Raw genomic sequence first — 19,540 nt, 5'->3', positions numbered from 1 at the left:
AAAGTTAAAATGGTCATGAGATGGGCACTATAATAAAAACGCCGCATTTGCTCGTGCCAGTCTATCTTTTTCCTTGCGTAAACCCCGAACGATAAACTTTTTATCGACCAACTGCATAATAATCCCGTTCTTTTTTAGTTAGAGTAAAGTACGTAGATATACAATTTTGAAGCTGCACTATAAACTTATCATTTTTTCAATTCTGGGGGGCATTGTTCTAAACGCATGTTCTACCAAAAAAGACGCATTTGTTAATCGTAATTGGCATGCGCTCAATACCAAGTACAACACTTTGTACAATGGTAACATCGCTTTTGAAGAAGGTAGGGCGGAACTCAATCTTAATTATCATGATGATTATTGGGAGGTTTTACCCATTGAGCGTTTAGAAGTAACCGAAGATATTAAGTTAGATTCTGAGGATAACAACCCTAATTTTATTATTGCCGAAGAGAAAGCCACCAAAGCCATACAGAAGCATAGTATGGACATTAGAGATGTGGAAAGGAACCCGCAGACAGATGAGGCTTTTTTACTTTTAGGTAAGGCGCGTTATTTTGATCAGCGCTATATGCCAGCGCTTGAGGCTTTTAATTATATAATCAGAAAATACGATTATAGTGATAAGCTGAACGAAGCGCATATTTGGCGCGAGAAGGTAAACATTAGACTTGAGAATGATGAGTTGGCTATAAAAAACTTAAAGCGACTTTTAAAGTTTGAACAGTTATCTGATCAAGAATATGCTGATGCGCGTGCCATGATGGCTCAGGCCTACATCAACGAAAAGGTATTGGATACCGCTGTTCAGCATTTAAAAGTAGCATCGCATTACACCAAGAAGAATGAGGAAAAAGGGCGTTACTACTATATTATTGGGCAGTTGTACAATCAAATGAATCATAAGGATAGTGCTAATTATGCCTTTACCAAAGTAATTGACCTCAATAGAAAATCACCCCGGGTTTATATGATCAATGCGGAGATTCAAAAAATCCGAAACACTAAAATCACATCTGAGAATAGTGAGGAGATGTTGGAGTATCTTACGGATTTGGAAGAAAACCGAGAGAACCGACCGTTTCTGGATATTATTTATCGCCAAGTAGCGGAGTATCATTTAGAGCAGGAGAATGATAGTATGGCCATAGCCTATTTTAACAAGTCACTTCGCGCCACACAAAACGAACCTAAGTTGAATGCTCTCAATTATGAGAATTTGGCCGTTTATAATTTTGATCATAATGAGTATAAACTGGCAGGAGCTTATTATGACAGTGTTATTCCCAATCTAGATGAAAACACCAAGAAGTATAGATCCACCAAGAAGAAACTAGATAACCTTGAGGATGTTATTAAATATGAAGATATTGCCCATCAAACGGATAGTGTCATTACGTTATATAATTTACCGTTAGCAGAACGTACAGCTTATTTTGAAGATTATATAGCAGAATTGCAAGCGGCAAAAGATGCAGCGGCAAAAAAAGAAGAAAGAAGATTGGCTACGGGCTTTGCGGAATTTGCGAAAAGTAAAGGTGGAAAGGAAAACCAAGGTAAATTCTACTTTTACAACCTGAAAAGTTTGGGTTATGGTAAAAACGATTTTGTCCAAAGATGGGGTAAAAGAGTGTTAGAAGATGATTGGAGATGGAGCAACAAAAAAAGAACGTTATCGCAAGAAAATAATGAAGCCCTTGCTTCAAATGATAGTATTTATGCCGATGTGGGAGAGGAAGAAAAATTTTCGGTCGATTATTATTTAGATAGAATACCAACAGATGTTACTGTAATTGATAGTTTAAAGGGAGAAAGGAACTTTGCCAATTATCAATTGGGATTGATTTATAAGGAAAAGTTTAAAGAGAACCTTTTGGCGGCTGAAAAATTGGAAAATGTTTTGGATTCAGAGCCCGAAGAACGATTGATTCTTCCATCAAAATATAATTTGTATAAGATTTATGAGGAAGAGGGTAGCCCATTGTTGGCTTCAATGAAAAATGATATATTAAGTAATCATGCAGACTCGCGCTATGCAGAGATTATACTAAATCCAAGAGCGGTGTTAGAAGATGATGCCGATAGCCCGGATGCGCGCTACGCAGCCTTATACCGCATGTACCAAAAACAAGAGTTTTTAAGGACGATTACGGGAGCGGAAGAGAATATAGAAAAGTTTACGGGAGACCCCATAGTGCCTAAATTTGAAATGTTGAAGACAAATGCTATTGGTAGATTGAACGGTTTTAAGCCATTTGAGGAAGCCCTCAATTATGTGGCTCTGACCTATCCTAACAATCCGGAAGGTAAAAAAGCAGAGCAAATGGTGGCCGAACAACTTCCTAAATTGGCGGTTAAAGATTTTTCTACGGAACTCGGTTCATCCGGCACCGGAAATTGGAAAGTGGTTTTCCCGTTTAGAAGAAGTAATGATGAAATTGCCAAAAGGGTAAAGAAGGCATTAGAAGATGCAATTATAGATTTGAGGTACAAGAATGTTGTTTCAAAAGATATCTATACCTTAGAAGACCAATTTGTGGTCGTACATGGCTTTAAGTCTAAAGATTATGCCTTGGGCTTTGCAGAGCTTATAAAATTTAACAAGGATTACCTTATTGAGAATGAGAATTTTGTAATTTTATCTACCAACTATAAAATTATACAGGTACATAAAAACCTACAATCTTATAAAAATCAAATTTTAACCCCAAAACCTTAACAAATGTTTTCTGACAACAAAAAACCTAGAACTATGAACGAAATTGGCGCACAACCTAACAGAATTTCCAAGCACACAAAAATTAAAGGTGATATCGAATCTGAAGCAGACTTCAGAATTGATGGAAAATTAGATGGTAACGTAAAGACTACCGGTAAAGTAGTTATTGGTAAAGATGGCTACATTCATGGTAAAGTAGAATGTGTAAATGCTGATATTGAAGGAAGCTTCAACGGAGAGCTTTTAGTATCCGATTTGCTTTCCCTTAAATCCTCTGCCGTAATTGAGGGCACTGTATCCGTAACTAAATTGGCCGTTGAGCCAGGAGCTACTTTTAACGCTTCATGTACCATGAAAGGTAAAGGCGGATCTTTAAACAGCGGTTCTAGCAGTTTTAAGTCTTCTTTAAGCAATAGTTCTAGTACAAGCAATGAGCCAGCAAAAGCCTCGTGATAATTCAAATTTAATACGTACTGCGGCCAGTTTTTCGGGCATTGCCATACAAATGGGTGTTACCATCTATTTGGGCAATCTTTTGGGGGCCTGGCTAGATGTAAAGTTTGAAAAAACGTTTCTTGAGGATACATTTACCTTACTTGCCGTATTTTTGTCGATGTATATCGTCATCAAAAAAGTGATGACACTAAATAAATAGCATTGATCAAACAAATAGTACAATACATAGTCGTGTTCATTTTGGTGGGCGCGACTTCTTTTTTTCTTCATCAATTTTTATTGACAGATGATAATTTAGACTTTAATGAACTACTTCAAAAAGCCTATATTTTTCATTTTGTTTTCTCTTTATCGGTAATAATTGCTTTTCAACTTCTCTCAAAAAGTGAAAAAGTTTTTGTCCAATTAGGTTTCATTTATATGGGACTTTTGGTTTTTAAAATAGCAGCTTATACTGCCATGTGCTACCCGCAACTTATGGGAGATCAGTATTTACCGAGATTCTATAGAGCTTCTCTCTTAATTCCTGTGTTTGTTTTTTTAGTCCTAGAAGTCTTTTTTGTTTCAAAAATTATGCAACGCAGATAGTTTCAAAATTTTATGGAATAAAAATGCTTTGTATTACAGTAAGATTACCTACTTTTGCGCAAAATTTCAGGAGCATAATTTTTTGATAGAAAATAATGAAGGAAGTTTCAAAATTGGTCAGAACACTAGTATTACTTTGTACACTCTGCATTTCTTTTCAAGGTTTTGCCCTCTCCGAGGGAGGCGATGAAGGAGCTGTGGACACAAAAGCAGAGGTGGACGCATACATTCAGCATCACATTAAAGATGCGCATGATTTTCATTTGTTTTCTTATACAGGTGATAATGGAGAGCGTAAACATGTAGGTTTTCCATTGCCGGTTATTCTTTGGACCAGTAATGGGTTGGTGACTTTCATGTCTTCTGAATTTCATCATGATGATGCCGGAAAAGTTATTGTAGAGAAAGGCGGATCTAAGTTCGTAAAGCTTCACGGAAAAATATACGAATTGAACGCAGGTGCCACTGAAGTTCAATTTGATGAACATCACCATGCGGAAAATGCAGCTAAAGTTTTAGACTTTTCAATCACTAAGAGTGTTTTTGGAATATTATTGGTGGGTCTTTTTATGCTTTGGGCTTTCTCTTCATTGGCAAAACAATACGCTAAGAAAAAAGTGCCTACCGGTTTTGGTAGAGTATTGGAGCCTTTAGTAATCTATGTTAGAGACGAGATTGCTAAGCCAAACATCGGCGAGAAAAAATATCGCAAGTTCACGGGGTATTTGTTGACCGTGTTTTTCTTTATATGGATTTTGAACCTTCTAGGTTTAACGCCATTTGGTTTTAACGTAACAGGTCAGTTGGCCGTTACCGCTGCTTTGGCAATTTTTACTTTGATCATCTATACATTTAGCGGAAACAAGGACTACTGGATGCACATGGTTTGGATGCCAGGAGTTCCTGTTTTGATTAGACCGATTCTTGCTATTATAGAATTGGCCGGAGCTTTTGTGATCAAGCCTTTTTCATTGTTGGTACGTTTGTTCGCGAACATATCCGCAGGTCACATTGTAGTTATGAGTTTGATTGCCATTATGTTTACACTTAAGAAAAGCTTAGGTGTGGTTGGTGCAACAGGACTGTCATTGGTACTATCATTTTTCATTACGCTTATTGAGGTGTTGGTAGCCTTTTTACAGGCCTATATTTTCACTATGTTATCAGCATTGTTTATTGGTATGGCCGTTGCAGAGCACGATCATGGTCATGAGCACGATGCAAATGGACATGAAGTTCCGGACGCAGAAGACGTTAGGGGGGATTTCATCTAAAAGAGAGTTTTTTAATTTAATTATATAAATCAATTACTATGTACAACTTAATTGGAGCTGGTTTAATCGTAATCGGAGCAGGTATCGGTCTTGGTCAAATTGGTGGAAAAGCAATGGAAGGTATTGCTCGTCAGCCAGAAGCAACAGGAAAAATCCAAACTGCGATGATTATCATTGCTGCACTTTTAGAAGGTTTGGCATTCGGTGCCTTGTTCTTAGGTAAAGCTTAAGGGTTTAAAAACCAAAAAAACATTTTCCTGTAACGGTTGGTTGCAGGAAATGTTTTTAATCAAGTTTAGAATTTTAAAGTAATATTATATATGGAAACTTTATTAAACGATTTTTCACCAGGTCTTTTCGTAGTTCAGACAATACTATTGTTAGGTTTGATTTTCCTATTGGTGAAATTTGCATGGAAACCAATCTTAACTTCTTTGAACGAACGTGAGGAAGGTATTCATGGTGCATTGGAAGCTGCTGAAAAAGCGCGTGCAGAAATGCAAAACTTGCAAGCTGATAACGATAAGTTGTTAAAAGAAGCTCGTGCCGAGCGTGAAGCTATGTTAAAAGAAGCTCGTGAGATCAAGGATAAGATGATCACAGATTCTAAAGAACAAGCTAAAGTTGAAGGTGATAAAATGCTAAAGCAAGCTCAAGCTGCTATCGAAAGCGAAAAGAAAGCTGCTGTGGCGGATATCAAAAACCAAGTAGCCGAACTTTCTGTGGAGATTGCCGAGAAGGTTTTAAAAGAACAACTATCCAACAAAGACCAACAATTAAAATTGGTTGAAAGTATGTTGGGTGATGTTAAATTGAATTAAGTAGCTATATTGCTTTTTGTTAGACCGATGAATTTCGGGTAGCAAGACAATAAAACAAAATAAAAAATGAGCGATTCTAGAGCAGCAATACGTTACGCAAAAGCGGTTTTGGACCTAGCGGTACAGAACAAAGCTACGAGCGCAGTTGAAAAAGACATGCGTTCGGTTGTGGCAACTATTGCCGATAGTAAGGAGTTGAGGGCCATGTTGGCTAGCCCTGTAGTTAATGGGGAAACCAAAAAGAAAGCTTTAGCTGCTGTTTTTAAAGGGAGCAATGAGGTTACTTTAGGTTTGATCAACACACTTGTTTCAAATAAAAGGATATCTATTTTAAACGAAGTAGCTTTAAAATATATCATTCTTAATGAAGATTTAAAAGGTGAGGGCGTAGCTTATGTTACTACCGCTGTGCCATTGAGTGCAGACCTTGAGAAAAAAGTGCTGAAGCAATTAGCTCAGATAACCGGTAATGCGATAACTATTCAGAATAAAATAGATGAAAGCATTATTGGAGGATTTGTTTTACGTGTTGGTGATTTACAATATGATGCTAGCATTTCAAGCAAATTGAATACAATTAAAAGAGAATTTACAAGTAGTTTATAATATCAATAACGAGTCGATAAAAGCCTTTTGTCTTTCATCTTTTCGTCTTTATATCTAAAACAATGGCAGGAGTAAAAGCCGCTGAGGTATCAGCAATTTTAAAGGAGCAATTATCAGGATTTGAAGCCACCGCTTCATTAGACGAGGTGGGAACAGTACTGCAGGTTGGTGATGGTATCGCCAGGGTCTACGGTTTATCAAATGTCCAATATGGAGAATTGGTAGAATTCGAAGGAGGCTTAGAAGGTATCGTTCTTAACCTGGAAGAAGATAACGTTGGTGTGGTTCTTTTAGGACCTTCTAAATCTGTGGGTGAAGGAGATACGGTTAAACGTACGCAACGTATTGCTTCTGTAAAAGTTGGTGAAGGTATTGTTGGTCGTGTTGTGGATACCTTAGGTAACCCAATCGACGGTAAAGGACCTATTTCTGGTGATACATATGAGATGCCATTAGAGCGTAAAGCGCCAGGTGTTATCTTTAGAGAGCCGGTAACCGAACCAATGCAATCTGGTATTAAGGCAATTGATGCTATGATTCCTGTTGGCCGTGGTCAAAGGGAGCTTGTAATTGGTGACCGTCAAACAGGTAAGACTACCGTTTGCATCGATACCATCTTGAATCAAAAAGAATTTTACGATGCTGGTGAGCCAGTATATTGTATATATGTTGCTATTGGTCAGAAGGCTTCTACTGTTGCTGCAATTGCGCAGACTTTAGAAGATAAAGGTGCAATGGCATATACTACTATTGTTGCTGCAAATGCTTCCGATCCTGCAGCAATGCAGGTGTATGCTCCTTTTACAGGTGCATCTATCGGTGAGTATTTCCGTGATACGGGTCGTCCAGCTTTGATTATCTATGATGATTTGTCAAAACAAGCGGTTGCATATCGTGAGGTATCTCTTCTTTTGAGAAGACCACCGGGACGTGAGGCATACCCAGGGGATGTTTTCTTCTTGCACTCTAGATTGTTAGAGCGTGCGGCAAAGGTTATCAATGATGATAATATTGCAAAGAACATGAACGATTTACCAGATGTATTGAAGCCAATGGTAAAAGGTGGTGGTTCTTTAACTGCACTTCCTATTATTGAGACTCAAGCGGGTGACGTTTCTGCATATATTCCTACGAACGTAATTTCTATTACGGACGGACAGATTTTCTTGGAGCAGGATTTATTCAACCAAGGTGTAAGACCGGCTATTAACGTGGGTATTTCAGTATCTCGTGTAGGTGGTAACGCTCAGATTAAATCCATGAAAAAAGTATCTGGTACTTTAAAATTGGATCAAGCGCAGTTCCGTGAATTGGAAGCTTTTGCCAAGTTCGGTTCTGATTTGGATGCTGCTACATTGAACGTTATTGAAAAAGGACGTCGTAACGTAGAGATTCTAAAGCAAGCGCAAAACGATCCTTATACTGTAGAAGATCAGGTTGCGATTATCTACGCAGGTTCTAAGAACTTGTTACGTGACGTACCAGTAGAGAAGATAAAGGAATTCGAAAGAGATTACTTAGAGTTCTTGAATGCGAAGCACAGAGATGTATTGGATACATTAAAGTCTGGTAAACTTACCGATGAGGTAACGGATGTTTTGACTGCTGTAGCAAAAGACCTTTCAGGTAAATATAGAAACTAGTAAGGAGTATTAAGTACCCGAGTATTAATTACAAAGTAATTGGTACAGGTGTAAAGCCGAGGGTACGAACTACAAACTGCTAAATGCTAAATACTATTTAAAGAATGGCGAACTTAAAGGAAATACGAAACAGAATAGCATCGGTATCATCAACCATGCAGATTACCAGTGCCATGAAAATGGTGTCTGCTGCAAAGTTGAAGAAAGCACAAGATGCCATTACTGCAATGCGACCTTATGCCGATAAGCTTACTGAGTTGTTACAGGGGCTAAGTGCAAGCTTGGATTCGGATTCTGGTAGTGTATATGCTGAGAAAAGAGAGGTAAATAAAGTCTTGGTGGTTGCCATAACTTCAAACAGAGGTTTGGCAGGTGCTTTTAACTCTAATATCTTAAAACAGTGTACTGTTTTAATTAATGAGAAGTATGCTGGTAAGCAGGTAGATTTTGTTGCAATAGGTAAGAAAGCCAATGACTTCTTGGTAAAAAGGTCAAATGTGATTGCCAATCATAGTGATATTTATGACGATTTAAATTTTGATAGCGTATCTGCTATAGCCGAAGATTTAATGGAGCAATTCACCTTAGGGAACTATGATCGTATTGATATTGTGTATAACAAGTTCAAGAATGCGGCAACGCAGATTATAATGACCGAGCAGTTTTTACCAATTGTTCCGGTTGAAGGGGCAGACAATTTGAGTAATGATTACGTTTTTGAACCTTCAAAAATAGAAATCATTGAGCAACTGATTCCTAAGTCTTTGAAAACACAGTTGTACAAAGGTATCCGTGATTCTTTTGCCAGTGAGCACGGTGCACGTATGACCGCTATGCATAAAGCAACGGATAACGCAACAGATTTAAGAGATCAATTGAAGTTGTCTTATAACCAGGCAAGACAAGCTGCAATTACCAACGAAATCTTGGAGATTGTTGGTGGTGCGGAAGCATTAAATAATTAATACAATATATCAGCTTTGACCTAGTCATCGTAGATACATATAGGTTAACAAACCCCACATTTATGTGGGGTTTCTTTTTTTAGGATAGTCTTTGCGCACGCTTTATGCGTATGTATTGCCAAATACAATACGAAAACTATCATGAAAAAATATATCTATATTTTAGGGTTAAGCTTATTTTTCCTTACGGGTTGTGGGTCAACAAAGAAACTGGAAACTATGGCGCCTTTTAGTTTAGGAGAAGCCTATGCTCAAAAATGGTCCGTTGGAGAACCATTAGAGGAGGACGGTTATGAGTTGGTAATTACCGTGCTAAGTTTAGATAATGATAATGCCGATTTAAAGAATATCTACTACAACGGAAAAATGGCACCTATTTCTATTGAAGTTACCGATAAGGGCATCATTGGGATATCCGAGTTTGGAAAAGTCCAAAGTTCTGAAGAGTTTCCTTTTGAGCTGACCGAAACCCAAGCGGTTATAAGTTATATGCAAAAGGATAAAGTAAAATACTACCAAATTAATGGTATTCAACAGAATCTTCCTATTTCCTACGCCAATTTAGACGAAAAAAATAGCCGCTAGAAAAAAGAAAGTCTTCGGGGTTTAACTTCCCTTTGCTACATCCCTTTAAATGGGTACTTTTGGATTTAAATACTTCGCTATTGAATCCGCTTAAAAAATTGTTCAAACAAACGGCTATCTACGGTCTTGCCACTGTATTGCCTAGAATGATTTCTTTCTTCTTGGTGCGGGTGCATACAGATGCTATGCCTCCGGAAATTTATGGTGAGTTGGCAGTTATATTTGCCTATTTTGCTATGTTCAACGTGGTTTTGGCCTATGGTATGGAAACTGCATTTTTTAGATTTTATAGTAAGTCAGAAGACAAGGAAACTGTAATATCTACTTCCTTGATGTCCATTTTGGGGTCTACTATGGTTTTTATGGTGTTCTCATTGTTATTTCAGGATGGAATGGCAAGCCTTCTGAACATTGACCCTAAGTATATTAAATACGTCATTTTCATTCTTTCGTTAGATGCCCTTGTCATTATACCATTTGCATGGTTGCGTGCCAATGAAAGACCGCTTAAGTATGCAGTGGTCAAGATTTTGAACGTTGTAATCAATTTTGGACTGAATATTTTCTTCCTTTTGATATTGCCCGGTGTGGCAGCAGATAATCCTGATGGGTTATTGGCTGCATTGTACAGGCCTAATTTTCAAATTTCATATATTATCATAGCCAACCTTGTAGCAAGTGGTGTAACGCTCTTATTAATGTTGAAGCCGTATTTGATCAGTCGCTATACTTTTGATAAAAAGCTTTGGGAGCAAATGATGAAATATGCGATTCCCGTATTAGTTGCTGGGGTAGCATTTACCATTAACGAAGTTTTTGATAGGGTAATGCTAGAGGCTTTGCTTCCTGAGGATATTGCCAACAAAGAAGTGGGAATGTACAATGCCTGTGTAAAGCTGGCATTGTTTATGACTTTGTTCTCCACTGCGTTCCGTATGGGTATTGAGCCTTTCTTTTTTAGCCATGCCGGCACGGAGAATCCGCAAAAGGCATATGCCCAGATAACCAATTATTTTGTGGTTCTGGGAAGTGTTATTTTATTGGGAGTTGTTGTTTTTGCCGATGTTCTAAAAGTATTGTTCGTTAAAAATCCTGCCTATTGGGAGGCCATGTCCGTGGTGCCGATTATTTTGTTGGCAAGTTTCTTTTTAGGCATTTACCACAATCTGTCGGTATGGTATAAAGTTACGGACAAGACGCGCTATGGTGCTTTTATATCGGTCTTTGGAGCAATTATAACAATCGTTATAAATTACGTATTCATTCCGTATATTGGCTATATGGCCAGTGCTATCGCTACGGTTATGGCGTATGGCAACATGATGGTACTTTCGTATTATTTGGGTAAATCAAGATATCCGGTTCCGTATAACTTCAGAAAAATTTTATTCTATCTAGGTTTTTCAATTCTTTTCTCTGCGCTTTCGTTTTATGTTTTCAATAGGAATTTAATTATAGGAAGTATTTTACTTTTGTTGTTCTTAGGTTTGGTGTACAAATTAGAAAATGATAAACTGAAGGAAATCTTTCTAAAACGGAAAAGTTAACATTCAACAGAATCAAATCTATATTTTTTACGTTTAAACAAATAGTATGCAAATAAGAATAATCAACAAGTCGCAACATAACCTTCCGCATTACGAAACTGGAGCTTCTGCAGGAATGGACTTAAGAGCCAATATTACTGAAACCGTAACTTTACAGCCCTTGGAAAGAGCTATTATTAAAACGGGCTTGTTTATTGAGCTTCCTGTGGGGTTTGAAGCCCAAGTAAGACCAAGAAGTGGTCTGGCAGCTAAAAAAGGAATCACGGTTCTTAACGCGCCCGGTACTGTAGATGCTGATTATCGTGGAGAAATTGGTGTGATTTTAGTCAATTTGTCCAACGAGAGTTTTGCTATAGAAAATGGGGAGCGTATTGCTCAACTGGTCATAGCCAAGCATGAACGGGCGGAGTGGATTGCGGTTGAAACATTGTCTGAAACCACAAGAGGAGAAGGTGGGTTTGGTAGTACGGGAGTAAAATAAAAAAATCAAATTAAGGGTTTTATAGGTGTAGACTTACGTGTAGAATGAAAACAAGTCCTATCATATCGGCTTTTTTCGGAGGAATTTTATTTACCTCTCTCTCAATGCGTGCCCAAGAAACACCTGTGATTGATGAAAATCAAAGTTCAGAAATCTTTTTAGACGATTATTCGGATGATTTTCAAGAGAAATTCTTTGAAGCTTTAAAGCAGAAAGGAATTGAAAATTATGATAGGGCCATTAACCTCATGTTGGCCTGCAAACAGTTGGATGCGGACAATTATGTAGTAGACCATGAACTTGCCCAATTGTACTTAAAAGAAAAACAATATCCCGTTGCCGAAGGTTATGCTTTAACCGCCGTTTTAGCGGAACCGGACAATCTTTGGTATACAAATACGTATGTAGAAATATTACAGAAGCAACAAAAACCAATAGAAGCTTTAAGGGCACAATTGCCTTTTGACAATTCCAAGTTTAAAGAGAACTTGGCATTGGTATATTATAGAAAAGGAAGGGCAAAGGCGGCACAGGCAATTTTAAAAGAAACCCCAAAATCTGGGTTTACCCAACAACTCTCCGTAAAAGTTGAGGATTTAATAGAGACCCAAGAAGCCGCAATTACTAGAAGCTCTTTCTCCGTTACAAATGAGAATAGGGAGGCATCAGGTTCTTTTGAGCAGTTTAAGGCCCGCATTCAAGGTATGCTAAGGAGCAATAATTATTTGGCTTTGGACCAAGTGGCGGAAGAGGCATTGGAAAGTTATCCGTCCCAACCTTATTTTTACTATGCTCAGGGCTACGCCTTCAATAAAAAATCAAAACCGCGTGATGCTATTGAGTCGTTAGAAACGGGTTTGGACTATTTGGTGGGTGACATAGCACTAGCCAACAAATTTTATAAGGAGCTGGCAGATGCTTATAATTCCATTAACAATTCAGTCAAGGCAAATATGTATCTTCGTAAGATAAAACCTGGGTTTTAAACTTAACAAAGATTATGGCGTTACCCTTACGAATTGCTTTGCGCTTTATGGCGCTCGTTTCAATATCCTTTTTTCTTTCCTGTAAATCAAACAAAGTGCTGGCTGATGGAAAGGTAGATGGCAGTCTTTCGGCGAAAGCAATTGTCAAAAATCATTATGCCAATACTACCAATTTCAATACGTTGAGCGGTAAAATGCGTATTGATTATTCAGATGGCGAATCCTCACAAGGAGTTTCTGTAAGTCTCAGGATGGAAAAGGATAAAGCTATTTGGATGAGCGCTCCCCTTGGCATGGTAAAAGCGTATATTACTCCGGGTAGGGTTACTTTTTATAACAAACTCCAGAATGAATATTTTGATGGTAATTTTGCCTACCTGAGTAAGTTTTTGGGCACTGAGCTAGATTTTGAGCAGGTTCAGAACTTGTTAATGGGGCAGGCACTTTTTGACCTGAAAGAAGCCAAGTATGACGCTTCCGTTGTGAACGGTGATTATCAGTTGAAACCGAAAAAAGCAATGGATTTGTTTAAGGTGATGTTTCAAGTAGAGCCCAAAAACTTCAAGATGGCTTCGCAACAATTATCCCAACCTTTAAAGAAACGATTGTTGCAGGTGAACTATACGGACTATCAACAGATTGGTAAGTACATTCTTCCACAACGTATTGCTGTTGCTGCTATTGAAGGTGATGACAGAAATACGGTCGATATTGAATATAAGAGTATTGAATTTGACCAGCCGATGAACTTTCCATATAAAATACCGAAAGGTTTTAAAGAAATCACATTAACGGACGATGCTAAGTAAAAAGCGTTACATCGTTGTTTTTCTTTTATTCTGCTTGTCCGGATGGAGCCCTGCTTATGCTCAGACCGAAGAGCAGGAGGAACTAGAGGCTAAACGGGAAAAATTGCAGAAAGAGATAGAGCAAATCAATTATTTACTGTTTGATCAAAAGAAGAAAAAAGGGAATGTCATTGATCAGATGGAAGCCTTGGATAATAAAATAAAGGTTCGCCAAGAGCTGATTAATGTTACCAATAGGCAATCAAATCTCCTCAATAGAAAAATTAATGCCAATATTAAGGTTATTTCAGATTTAAGGGATGAGTTGGATAAGCTCAAAGATGATTATGCAATGATGATTCAAAAGGGATATCAAAGTAAAATTCAACAAAGTAAGTTGATGTTTCTTTTGGCTTCAGACGATTTTTATCAGGCATTTAAGCGTATTCAATATATTAAACAATACACCGAGTTTAGGAGAAAGCAAGGCGAGACCATTGTCGTGAAGACCGAAGAACTGAGTAAGTTGAATATCGGCCTTACGGCACAACGAAAGGAAAAAGACCGTTTGGTTGCTGAGAACCTCAAAGCCAAGCGGGCCATGACTCAAGAAAAAGAGGATCATCAGGCGTTATTAGGAACTATTCGTAAAAGTGAAACAAAATTTGCAGCTCAAATTCGTGATAAGCAGAATCAAGCAAAAGAAATTGACCGTCAGATTGAGCGATTGATTCGTGAAGCCATTGCATCAGCAAATAGAGATGCCGATAAAAAGAGCGATGACCCTAGCAAGTTTTTGTTAACCCCTGAGGCAGCAATCGTTGCAAATAGCTTTACGGCAAACAAGGGCAGATTAATATGGCCGGTGGAGAAGGGTTTCAAAAGTCAAGGTTTTGGAGTGTATGCAGATGCTATTTACCCTGGTATAAAACACCAAAGCAATGGCGTGGTAATAACTACCGATCAAGGCGCAAAAGCCCGAGCTATTTTTAGGGGAGAGGTAATAGCTATTCTTTCTATTCCGGGCGGAAACAAGGCCGTACAGCTGAAGCATGGTAACTTTATCAGCACCTATTATAACCTTTCTAATTTATACGTTAAAAAAGGGGATAGAGTTGAGGCTAAAACCGAGTTGGGAGAAATTTATACCAATCGGTCTAACGGACAGACAAAATTAAAATTTTACTTACACCAAAACACTTCAAAGTTAAATCCGGAAGAGTGGGTGTACCAATTATAAGAACTTTATGAAGAAGATAACAGATTTACAAGGCACTTTTAAATTAAGTAACAATGTAGCAATGCCGTACCTAGGTTTAGGTACGTACCAAGCAGATAATGACCAAGAGGTGATCGATGCGGTAAGGAATGCGTTGAATGCCGGTTATAGGCACATAGATACGGCTTCGGCTTACAAAAATGAAGAAGGAGTAGGCAAGGGTATTGTTGAAAGCAATGTGGCAAGAGAGGAGATTTTCTTGGTATCAAAACTTTGGAATGCAGACCAAGGCTATGAAAGTACTTTAAAAGCTTTTGAAGAGACTTTAGAGCGTTTGGGGGTGGATTACCTCGACTTATATTTAATTCATTGGCCTGTTGCCGGAAAATACAAGGATACGTGGCGAGCCATGGAGAAGCTTTATCAAGACAAGAAAATTAAGGCTATAGGAGTGAGTAATTTTTTGCAGCATCATTTAGAAGATTTATTGGAGACTGCCGAGATTGTTCCCATGGTGAACCAGATGGAGTTTCATCCGTTTTTAGTGCAACAGACACTTATTGATTTCTGTAACGCTAAAGGTATTCAATATGAATCTTGGTCTCCTTTTATGCAGGGGGAAGTTTTTGACTCCAAATCTGAGGAATTTAAACAACTCACCGGGAAGTATCAAAAATCTACCGCACAAATAATCTTACGGTACAATTTGCAGAAAGGTATTGTAGCCATTCCAAAATCGGTACATGAAAATAGGATCAAGTCCAATGCCGATATTTTCGACTTTGAACTTTCGGAAGCCGATGTGGCATATCTAGATGGCCTAGATAAAGGAGAGCGCAGCGGACCTGACCCAGATAATTTTGATTTCTAAGGAGTGGTTATTCTGTAAATAAGGCCTTTAATTCTGTGGCCTCGTTAGGTTTCATTTTACCGGCCAATACTAGACTGAGCTGTTTTCTACGCAAGGCGCCTTCAAAGCGTTCTTGCTCTAGCTCGTTTTCTGGTTGTAAAGGGGGGACTATAGTGGGTCTTCCGGTATCATCTACTGCCACAAAGGTGTAAATAGCCTCGTTGGCCTTGGAGCGTTCGCCCGTGAAACGGTCTTCCATCCAAACATCAATATAAACCTCCATAGAGGTTCTAAAAGCACGCGAAACCGCTGCTTCTACGGTAAGGACGCTTCCTACAGGAACAGATTGATTGAACGCCACGTGGTTTACAGATGCGGTAACGGTAATACGGCGGCTATGGCGGCGTGCAGCAATACTGGCAGCACGGTCCATACGAGCTAAAAGCTCTCCTCCAAATAAATTATTGAGGGGGTTGGTCTCGCTTGGGAGTACCATATCGGTCATTACGGTTCTAGAATCACGGGGATTTTTAGCCTGCATACTTCAATTTTTGGGCAAAGATACCTTTTTTAGCGGGCATCATATCATAAGCTTTTGCGCTAAGCAAATGCTGATATTAAAAAAACGTAAAATGCGTCTTTTCTTTGTAAATGATTAAATGTGAGGACTGGGGTTAGTGACCGGACTTTAACCAAGCATCTTTTTGGGTCAGCTTAATTTCACGAAGCGCATCCAAAGCTTTGTTAGAATCGGTAAAACTATCGTAAGCAACCAAATACAGGCCAAAAGGGTTTGTGCCTATATAAGAAGGGTTATAGCCTTCTTGCTTAAGTTCCTCTATTTTCCTATCTGCATTTGTGCGATAACGGAATGCTCCGGCAATAATATGGTGCATGCGTTCCACAGCTTTCTCTGCTGATTCTTTTTTAGAGGTTTTAAGTGTAATCGTTGGCAATTCTAAGGGCTGTGCATCAAAAAAAGTAGCTTCTTGAATGCGTTTTGAAACCTGTTGTTCAGCTTCCTGACGAGCTAATTGCTGATTGTTCTCGTTAGATTTATAAAATTGAAATCCCGTAACTCCCAATGTTAATGCAATTAATGCAACTGCAGCATATTTTAAATAAGGACGCAGGGTTAGGGTTTCACGTTTCTCCGGTGTAAAAGCAAATGGAATCTTTTCTTCTAATTGTACGACTTCTTCTTTTAAAACTTCGCGGGTTACCGGAGCCGTAACAAAAGAAGACATTCCGAAAGAAGACGTCAAATAATTGACATTTCCTGAGGGTTGAAACTGAATTTTATCTTCTACACTGTACCAAAGTGTTCCAATATCTGCTAATCTTAGTTGATTGCCTTTTTTAAGGTCCGCTTTCCATTCGCTAACGATTTCGCCAACTTGTGTAAGCATTTCCTCAAAAGAAACATTTTCTGTTTCAGCGGCATAAGAAACCAATAGTCCGTCGTTTGACAGCAGTTGTTGGTTAAAAGAAACCGTCTTTACAGGTGGGTAAAAAGTATTTGTACTCTCATGTATTACGGCCGATTTCTGCTCTGTTAAAAAAGCTCCGAAACCGGGCACGACTACACAATTGTAGCGATACATTAATTCAGATATATAGCGTTCTAGTCCCATTTAACGCAAATATGAAAAAAAATAAAGGGTCATACCAGAGCCCACATAACTTTTTATTAACATTATAATTTGTGTATTTTGTGGATAACTTTGACGCCCTTATAAATGACTACAGATGAATTGCTTGCAGTTTTACGCCTGCAAGGTGCCCCAAAAATTGGTGATGTAACGTTGAAAAAATTAATTGCACACTGCGGAAGTGCGCAAGCTGTTTTTGAAGAGAAAAGACAGAATCTTTTAAAAATTGACGGTATAGGCACGCATGCTTTAAAAGGTTTATATGATGGGGAGCATGAAGAATCTGCAGTTGATGAGTATGAATATATTAAACGAAATGAAATAGGATTCTCCTATTTCATGGATGCGGATTATCCGTCATACTTGAAACATTGTATTGATAGCCCAGTTTTACTCTATAAGAGGGGAAACATTAATTTGGAGGGGCGCAAATTGATAAGTATAGTTGGTACGCGTAACATAACCAGTTATGGAACTACATTTTGCGAGAAGTTCATAGAAGACATTGCCCCGTTGGACCCTGTTATAGTTAGTGGTTTTGCGTATGGAGTTGATATTACAGCTCAAAAAGCAGCTGTGAAACATGGTTTACAGACTATTGGCTGCTTGGCGCACGGGCTCAATCAAATCTACCCCAAAGTACATAGTAAGTACCTTCTGGATGTAGAAAAGAATGGTGGTTTCTACACCGAATTTAGAAGCTCAAGCAATCCGGATAGAGAAAATTTTTTAAAACGAAATCGCGTTATTGCCGGGATGAGCGAAGCCACGGTAGTTATAGAATCGGCAGAAAAAGGAGGTAGTTTGGTAACTGCGGATATTGCCAATAGTTATAACCGAGACGTTTTTGCCGTACCGGGAAGAGCAAAAGATAAGTACAGTTCTGGATGCAATAATCTCATTAAACAGCAAAAGGCTCACATGTTAACTTCGGCAGCGGATTTGATTTATTTGTTAGGATGGGACGTTGCCAAAAAAGCCACACCAACAATTCAAAAACAACTCTTTATAGAACTGGAGCCAACGGAGCAATCTATTTATGATTATTTGCAAAAAGATGGGAAGCAGTTGTTGGATAGTATTGCCCTTGAATGCCAGTTGCCTATTTTTAAAGTTTCATCAACATTGTTAAATATGGAAATGAAAGGAGTCATTCGTCCCTTACCGGGAAAACTGTATGAAGCTATTTAACAAAAACATAAATTTCTAATAGAAAACTACCGACCAGCTAGTCTGTACATTTATACTTAAAGCATGAAAGGTTGGTACTATAGACCTTTATCGATAAAAAACTTCTAAAAATCGGCTAAAAAGTAAAGTGTAAAATCACCTTCTAAAAGCAGAACCGACTCATGAGTCGGTTCTGTTAAAATTTAATAACCCAATTTTTCGCGTACTCTTTCAAGAACACCATCGGCAACTTTACGTGCTTTTTCAGCACCAATGGCCAAGGCTTCGTCCACTTCTTGAAGGTTGTTCATATAGTATTCATACTTCTCACGGGCATCACCAAACTTATCTACAATAACTTCGTAAAGCGCTTGTTTGGCATGGCCATAACCATAGTTTCCTGCAAGGTAGCTGGCACTCATTTCTTCAATCTGTTCTTGAGCGGCTAATATTTTATATAAGGCAAAAACGTTGTCGTTAGTCGGGTCCTTTGGTTCCTCCATAGGCGTACTGTCCGTCTGTATACCCATGATCTGTTTCCTTAGTTTTTTATCGGTCTGAAAAAGATTGATCAGGTTGCCCCTACTCTTGCTCATTTTCTCTCCATCCGTACCGGGAATGTACATGGTACTTTCTTGAACCTTACCTTCGGGTAGAACAAAGGTTTCTCCCAGTTGTGCATGAAAACGAGAAGCTACATCACGAGTAATCTCAAGATGCTGCATCTGGTCTTTTCCAACGGGTACAATATTGGCATCGTATAAAAGAATATCCGCGGCCATTAACATAGGGTAGGTAAACAATCCAGCGTTAACATCTTCTAAGCGGTCTGCTTTGTCCTTGAACGAATGCGCCAAGGTGAGCCTCTGAAACGGAAAAAAACAACTTAGGTACCAGGAAAGCTCCGTAGTCTGCGGTACGTCGCTCTGTCTATAAAAAACAGTTTGATCAATATCCAGTCCAAAAGCAAGCCAAGTAGAAGCTATAGCATAGGTATTTCTGCGTAATTCTTCCGCATTTTTAATCTGGGTGAGCGAATGCATATCCGCTATAAACAAGAACGATTCGTTCTTTGGGTCTTGAGCCATTTCTATCGCGGGTATGATAGCACCTAAGATATTTCCTAAATGTGGGGTGCCCGTACTTTGTATTCCTGTTAAAATTCTTGCCATTTGCTTATTTTCAAAGAA

At 38.6% G+C, this 19,540-nt stretch carries 21 protein-coding genes; 18 read left to right on the top strand and 3 right to left on the bottom strand.

Translation table 11 applies throughout. The annotated features are described in order from the left end of the window. The first annotated feature begins 166 nt into the window (after positions 1-166). The 17 genes from porW (at position 167) to P0077_RS07875 (ending at position 15,549) form a co-directional block, all read left to right on the top strand. Positions 167-2,719, top strand: a complete 2,553-nt coding sequence (porW, locus tag P0077_RS07950) for a type IX secretion system periplasmic lipoprotein PorW/SprE (protein WP_276168579.1) — start codon at positions 167-169, stop codon at positions 2,717-2,719. 3 nt (positions 2,720-2,722) lie between these two features. Further along, positions 2,723-3,172, top strand: a complete 450-nt coding sequence (locus P0077_RS07945) for a bactofilin family protein (RefSeq protein WP_194525279.1) — start codon at positions 2,723-2,725, stop codon at positions 3,170-3,172. Further along, on the top strand, positions 3,150-3,374 hold the full coding sequence (locus tag P0077_RS07940) for an AtpZ/AtpI family protein (protein ID WP_194529134.1): 225 nt from the start codon (positions 3,150-3,152) through the stop codon (positions 3,372-3,374). Before P0077_RS07945 ends, P0077_RS07940 begins: the two co-directional genes overlap by 23 nt. Positions 3,375-3,376: 2 nt before the next feature. Further along, on the top strand, positions 3,377-3,763 hold the full coding sequence (locus P0077_RS20960; protein WP_432422804.1) for a DUF6168 family protein: 387 nt from the start codon (positions 3,377-3,379) through the stop codon (positions 3,761-3,763). A gap of 95 nt (positions 3,764-3,858) precedes the next feature. Then, positions 3,859-5,037, top strand: a complete 1,179-nt coding sequence (gene atpB / locus P0077_RS07935; protein ID WP_276168577.1) for a F0F1 ATP synthase subunit A — start codon at positions 3,859-3,861, stop codon at positions 5,035-5,037. A gap of 38 nt (positions 5,038-5,075) precedes the next feature. Continuing rightward, a complete protein-coding gene (gene atpE, locus P0077_RS07930) occupies positions 5,076-5,267 on the top strand; it encodes an ATP synthase F0 subunit C (protein ID WP_076453121.1) in 192 nt (63 codons plus the stop codon). 90 nt (positions 5,268-5,357) lie between these two features. Beyond that, complete coding sequence (locus P0077_RS07925) at positions 5,358-5,858, top strand: F0F1 ATP synthase subunit B (RefSeq protein WP_276168576.1); 501 nt, start codon at positions 5,358-5,360, stop codon at positions 5,856-5,858. A 66-nt stretch (positions 5,859-5,924) separates the two neighbouring features. Continuing rightward, entirely contained in the window at positions 5,925-6,464 is a 540-nt protein-coding gene (gene atpH / locus P0077_RS07920) for an ATP synthase F1 subunit delta (protein ID WP_276168575.1), read from the top strand. A gap of 62 nt (positions 6,465-6,526) precedes the next feature. Continuing rightward, the gene (atpA, locus tag P0077_RS07915; RefSeq protein WP_276168574.1) at positions 6,527-8,107 is read left to right on the top strand and encodes a F0F1 ATP synthase subunit alpha; all 1,581 of its coding nucleotides are present in this window, start codon (positions 6,527-6,529) and stop codon (positions 8,105-8,107) included. Positions 8,108-8,211: 104 nt separating this feature from the next. Beyond that, entirely contained in the window at positions 8,212-9,072 is an 861-nt protein-coding gene (gene atpG, locus P0077_RS07910; protein WP_194525273.1) for an ATP synthase F1 subunit gamma, read from the top strand. Positions 9,073-9,213: 141 nt separating this feature from the next. Next, positions 9,214-9,657 (top strand): hypothetical protein, encoded by a 444-nt coding sequence (locus tag P0077_RS07905; protein ID WP_276168573.1) that lies wholly within the window; start codon positions 9,214-9,216, stop codon positions 9,655-9,657. An 80-nt stretch (positions 9,658-9,737) separates the two neighbouring features. Further along, positions 9,738-11,204: a lipopolysaccharide biosynthesis protein gene (locus tag P0077_RS07900; RefSeq protein WP_276169180.1), complete on the top strand. Its 1,467-nt coding sequence runs from the start codon at positions 9,738-9,740 to the stop codon at positions 11,202-11,204. A 46-nt stretch (positions 11,205-11,250) separates the two neighbouring features. Next, positions 11,251-11,685: a dUTP diphosphatase gene (dut, locus tag P0077_RS07895; protein WP_276168572.1), complete on the top strand. Its 435-nt coding sequence runs from the start codon at positions 11,251-11,253 to the stop codon at positions 11,683-11,685. Positions 11,686-11,729: 44 nt separating this feature from the next. Continuing rightward, on the top strand, positions 11,730-12,671 hold the full coding sequence (locus tag P0077_RS07890; RefSeq protein WP_276168571.1) for a tetratricopeptide repeat protein: 942 nt from the start codon (positions 11,730-11,732) through the stop codon (positions 12,669-12,671). Positions 12,672-12,685: 14 nt separating this feature from the next. Next, positions 12,686-13,480, top strand: a complete 795-nt coding sequence (lolB1, locus tag P0077_RS07885; RefSeq protein WP_276168570.1) for a lipoprotein insertase outer membrane protein LolB1 — start codon at positions 12,686-12,688, stop codon at positions 13,478-13,480. Next, a complete protein-coding gene (locus P0077_RS07880; RefSeq protein ID WP_276168569.1) occupies positions 13,470-14,699 on the top strand; it encodes a murein hydrolase activator EnvC family protein in 1,230 nt (409 codons plus the stop codon). Before lolB1 ends, P0077_RS07880 begins: the two co-directional genes overlap by 11 nt. A 7-nt stretch (positions 14,700-14,706) precedes the next feature. After that, positions 14,707-15,549: an aldo/keto reductase gene (locus P0077_RS07875; RefSeq protein ID WP_276168568.1), complete on the top strand. Its 843-nt coding sequence runs from the start codon at positions 14,707-14,709 to the stop codon at positions 15,547-15,549. Positions 15,550-15,556: 7 nt separating this feature from the next. Here the strand turns inward: P0077_RS07875 and P0077_RS07870 are convergent, their stop codons facing one another. Both P0077_RS07870 and P0077_RS07865 read right to left on the bottom strand, forming a co-directional pair. Then, positions 15,557-16,069: an acyl-CoA thioesterase gene (locus P0077_RS07870; protein ID WP_194525266.1), complete on the bottom strand. Its 513-nt coding sequence runs from the start codon at positions 16,067-16,069 to the stop codon at positions 15,557-15,559. A gap of 133 nt (positions 16,070-16,202) precedes the next feature. Then, positions 16,203-17,162, bottom strand: a complete 960-nt coding sequence (locus P0077_RS07865) for an HU domain-containing protein (protein ID WP_276168567.1) — start codon at positions 17,160-17,162, stop codon at positions 16,203-16,205. A 105-nt stretch (positions 17,163-17,267) separates the two neighbouring features. Between P0077_RS07865 and dprA the strand changes: the two genes are divergently transcribed. Next, a complete protein-coding gene (gene dprA, locus P0077_RS07860; RefSeq protein ID WP_276168566.1) occupies positions 17,268-18,371 on the top strand; it encodes a DNA-processing protein DprA in 1,104 nt (367 codons plus the stop codon). Between the two features lie 182 nt (positions 18,372-18,553). Here dprA and trpS read toward each other — a convergent pair whose 3' ends face one another. Further along, complete coding sequence (gene trpS / locus P0077_RS07855) at positions 18,554-19,522, bottom strand: tryptophan--tRNA ligase (RefSeq protein WP_276168565.1); 969 nt, start codon at positions 19,520-19,522, stop codon at positions 18,554-18,556. Positions 19,523-19,540: the final 18 nt, after the last annotated feature.

Source organism: Zobellia alginiliquefaciens (genome assembly GCF_029323795.1).
Lineage (GTDB): Bacteria > Bacteroidota > Bacteroidia > Flavobacteriales > Flavobacteriaceae > Zobellia > Zobellia alginiliquefaciens.
The sequence above is the reverse complement of the archived record's forward strand: the minus strand, read 5'-3'. Positions and strand labels throughout refer to the sequence as shown.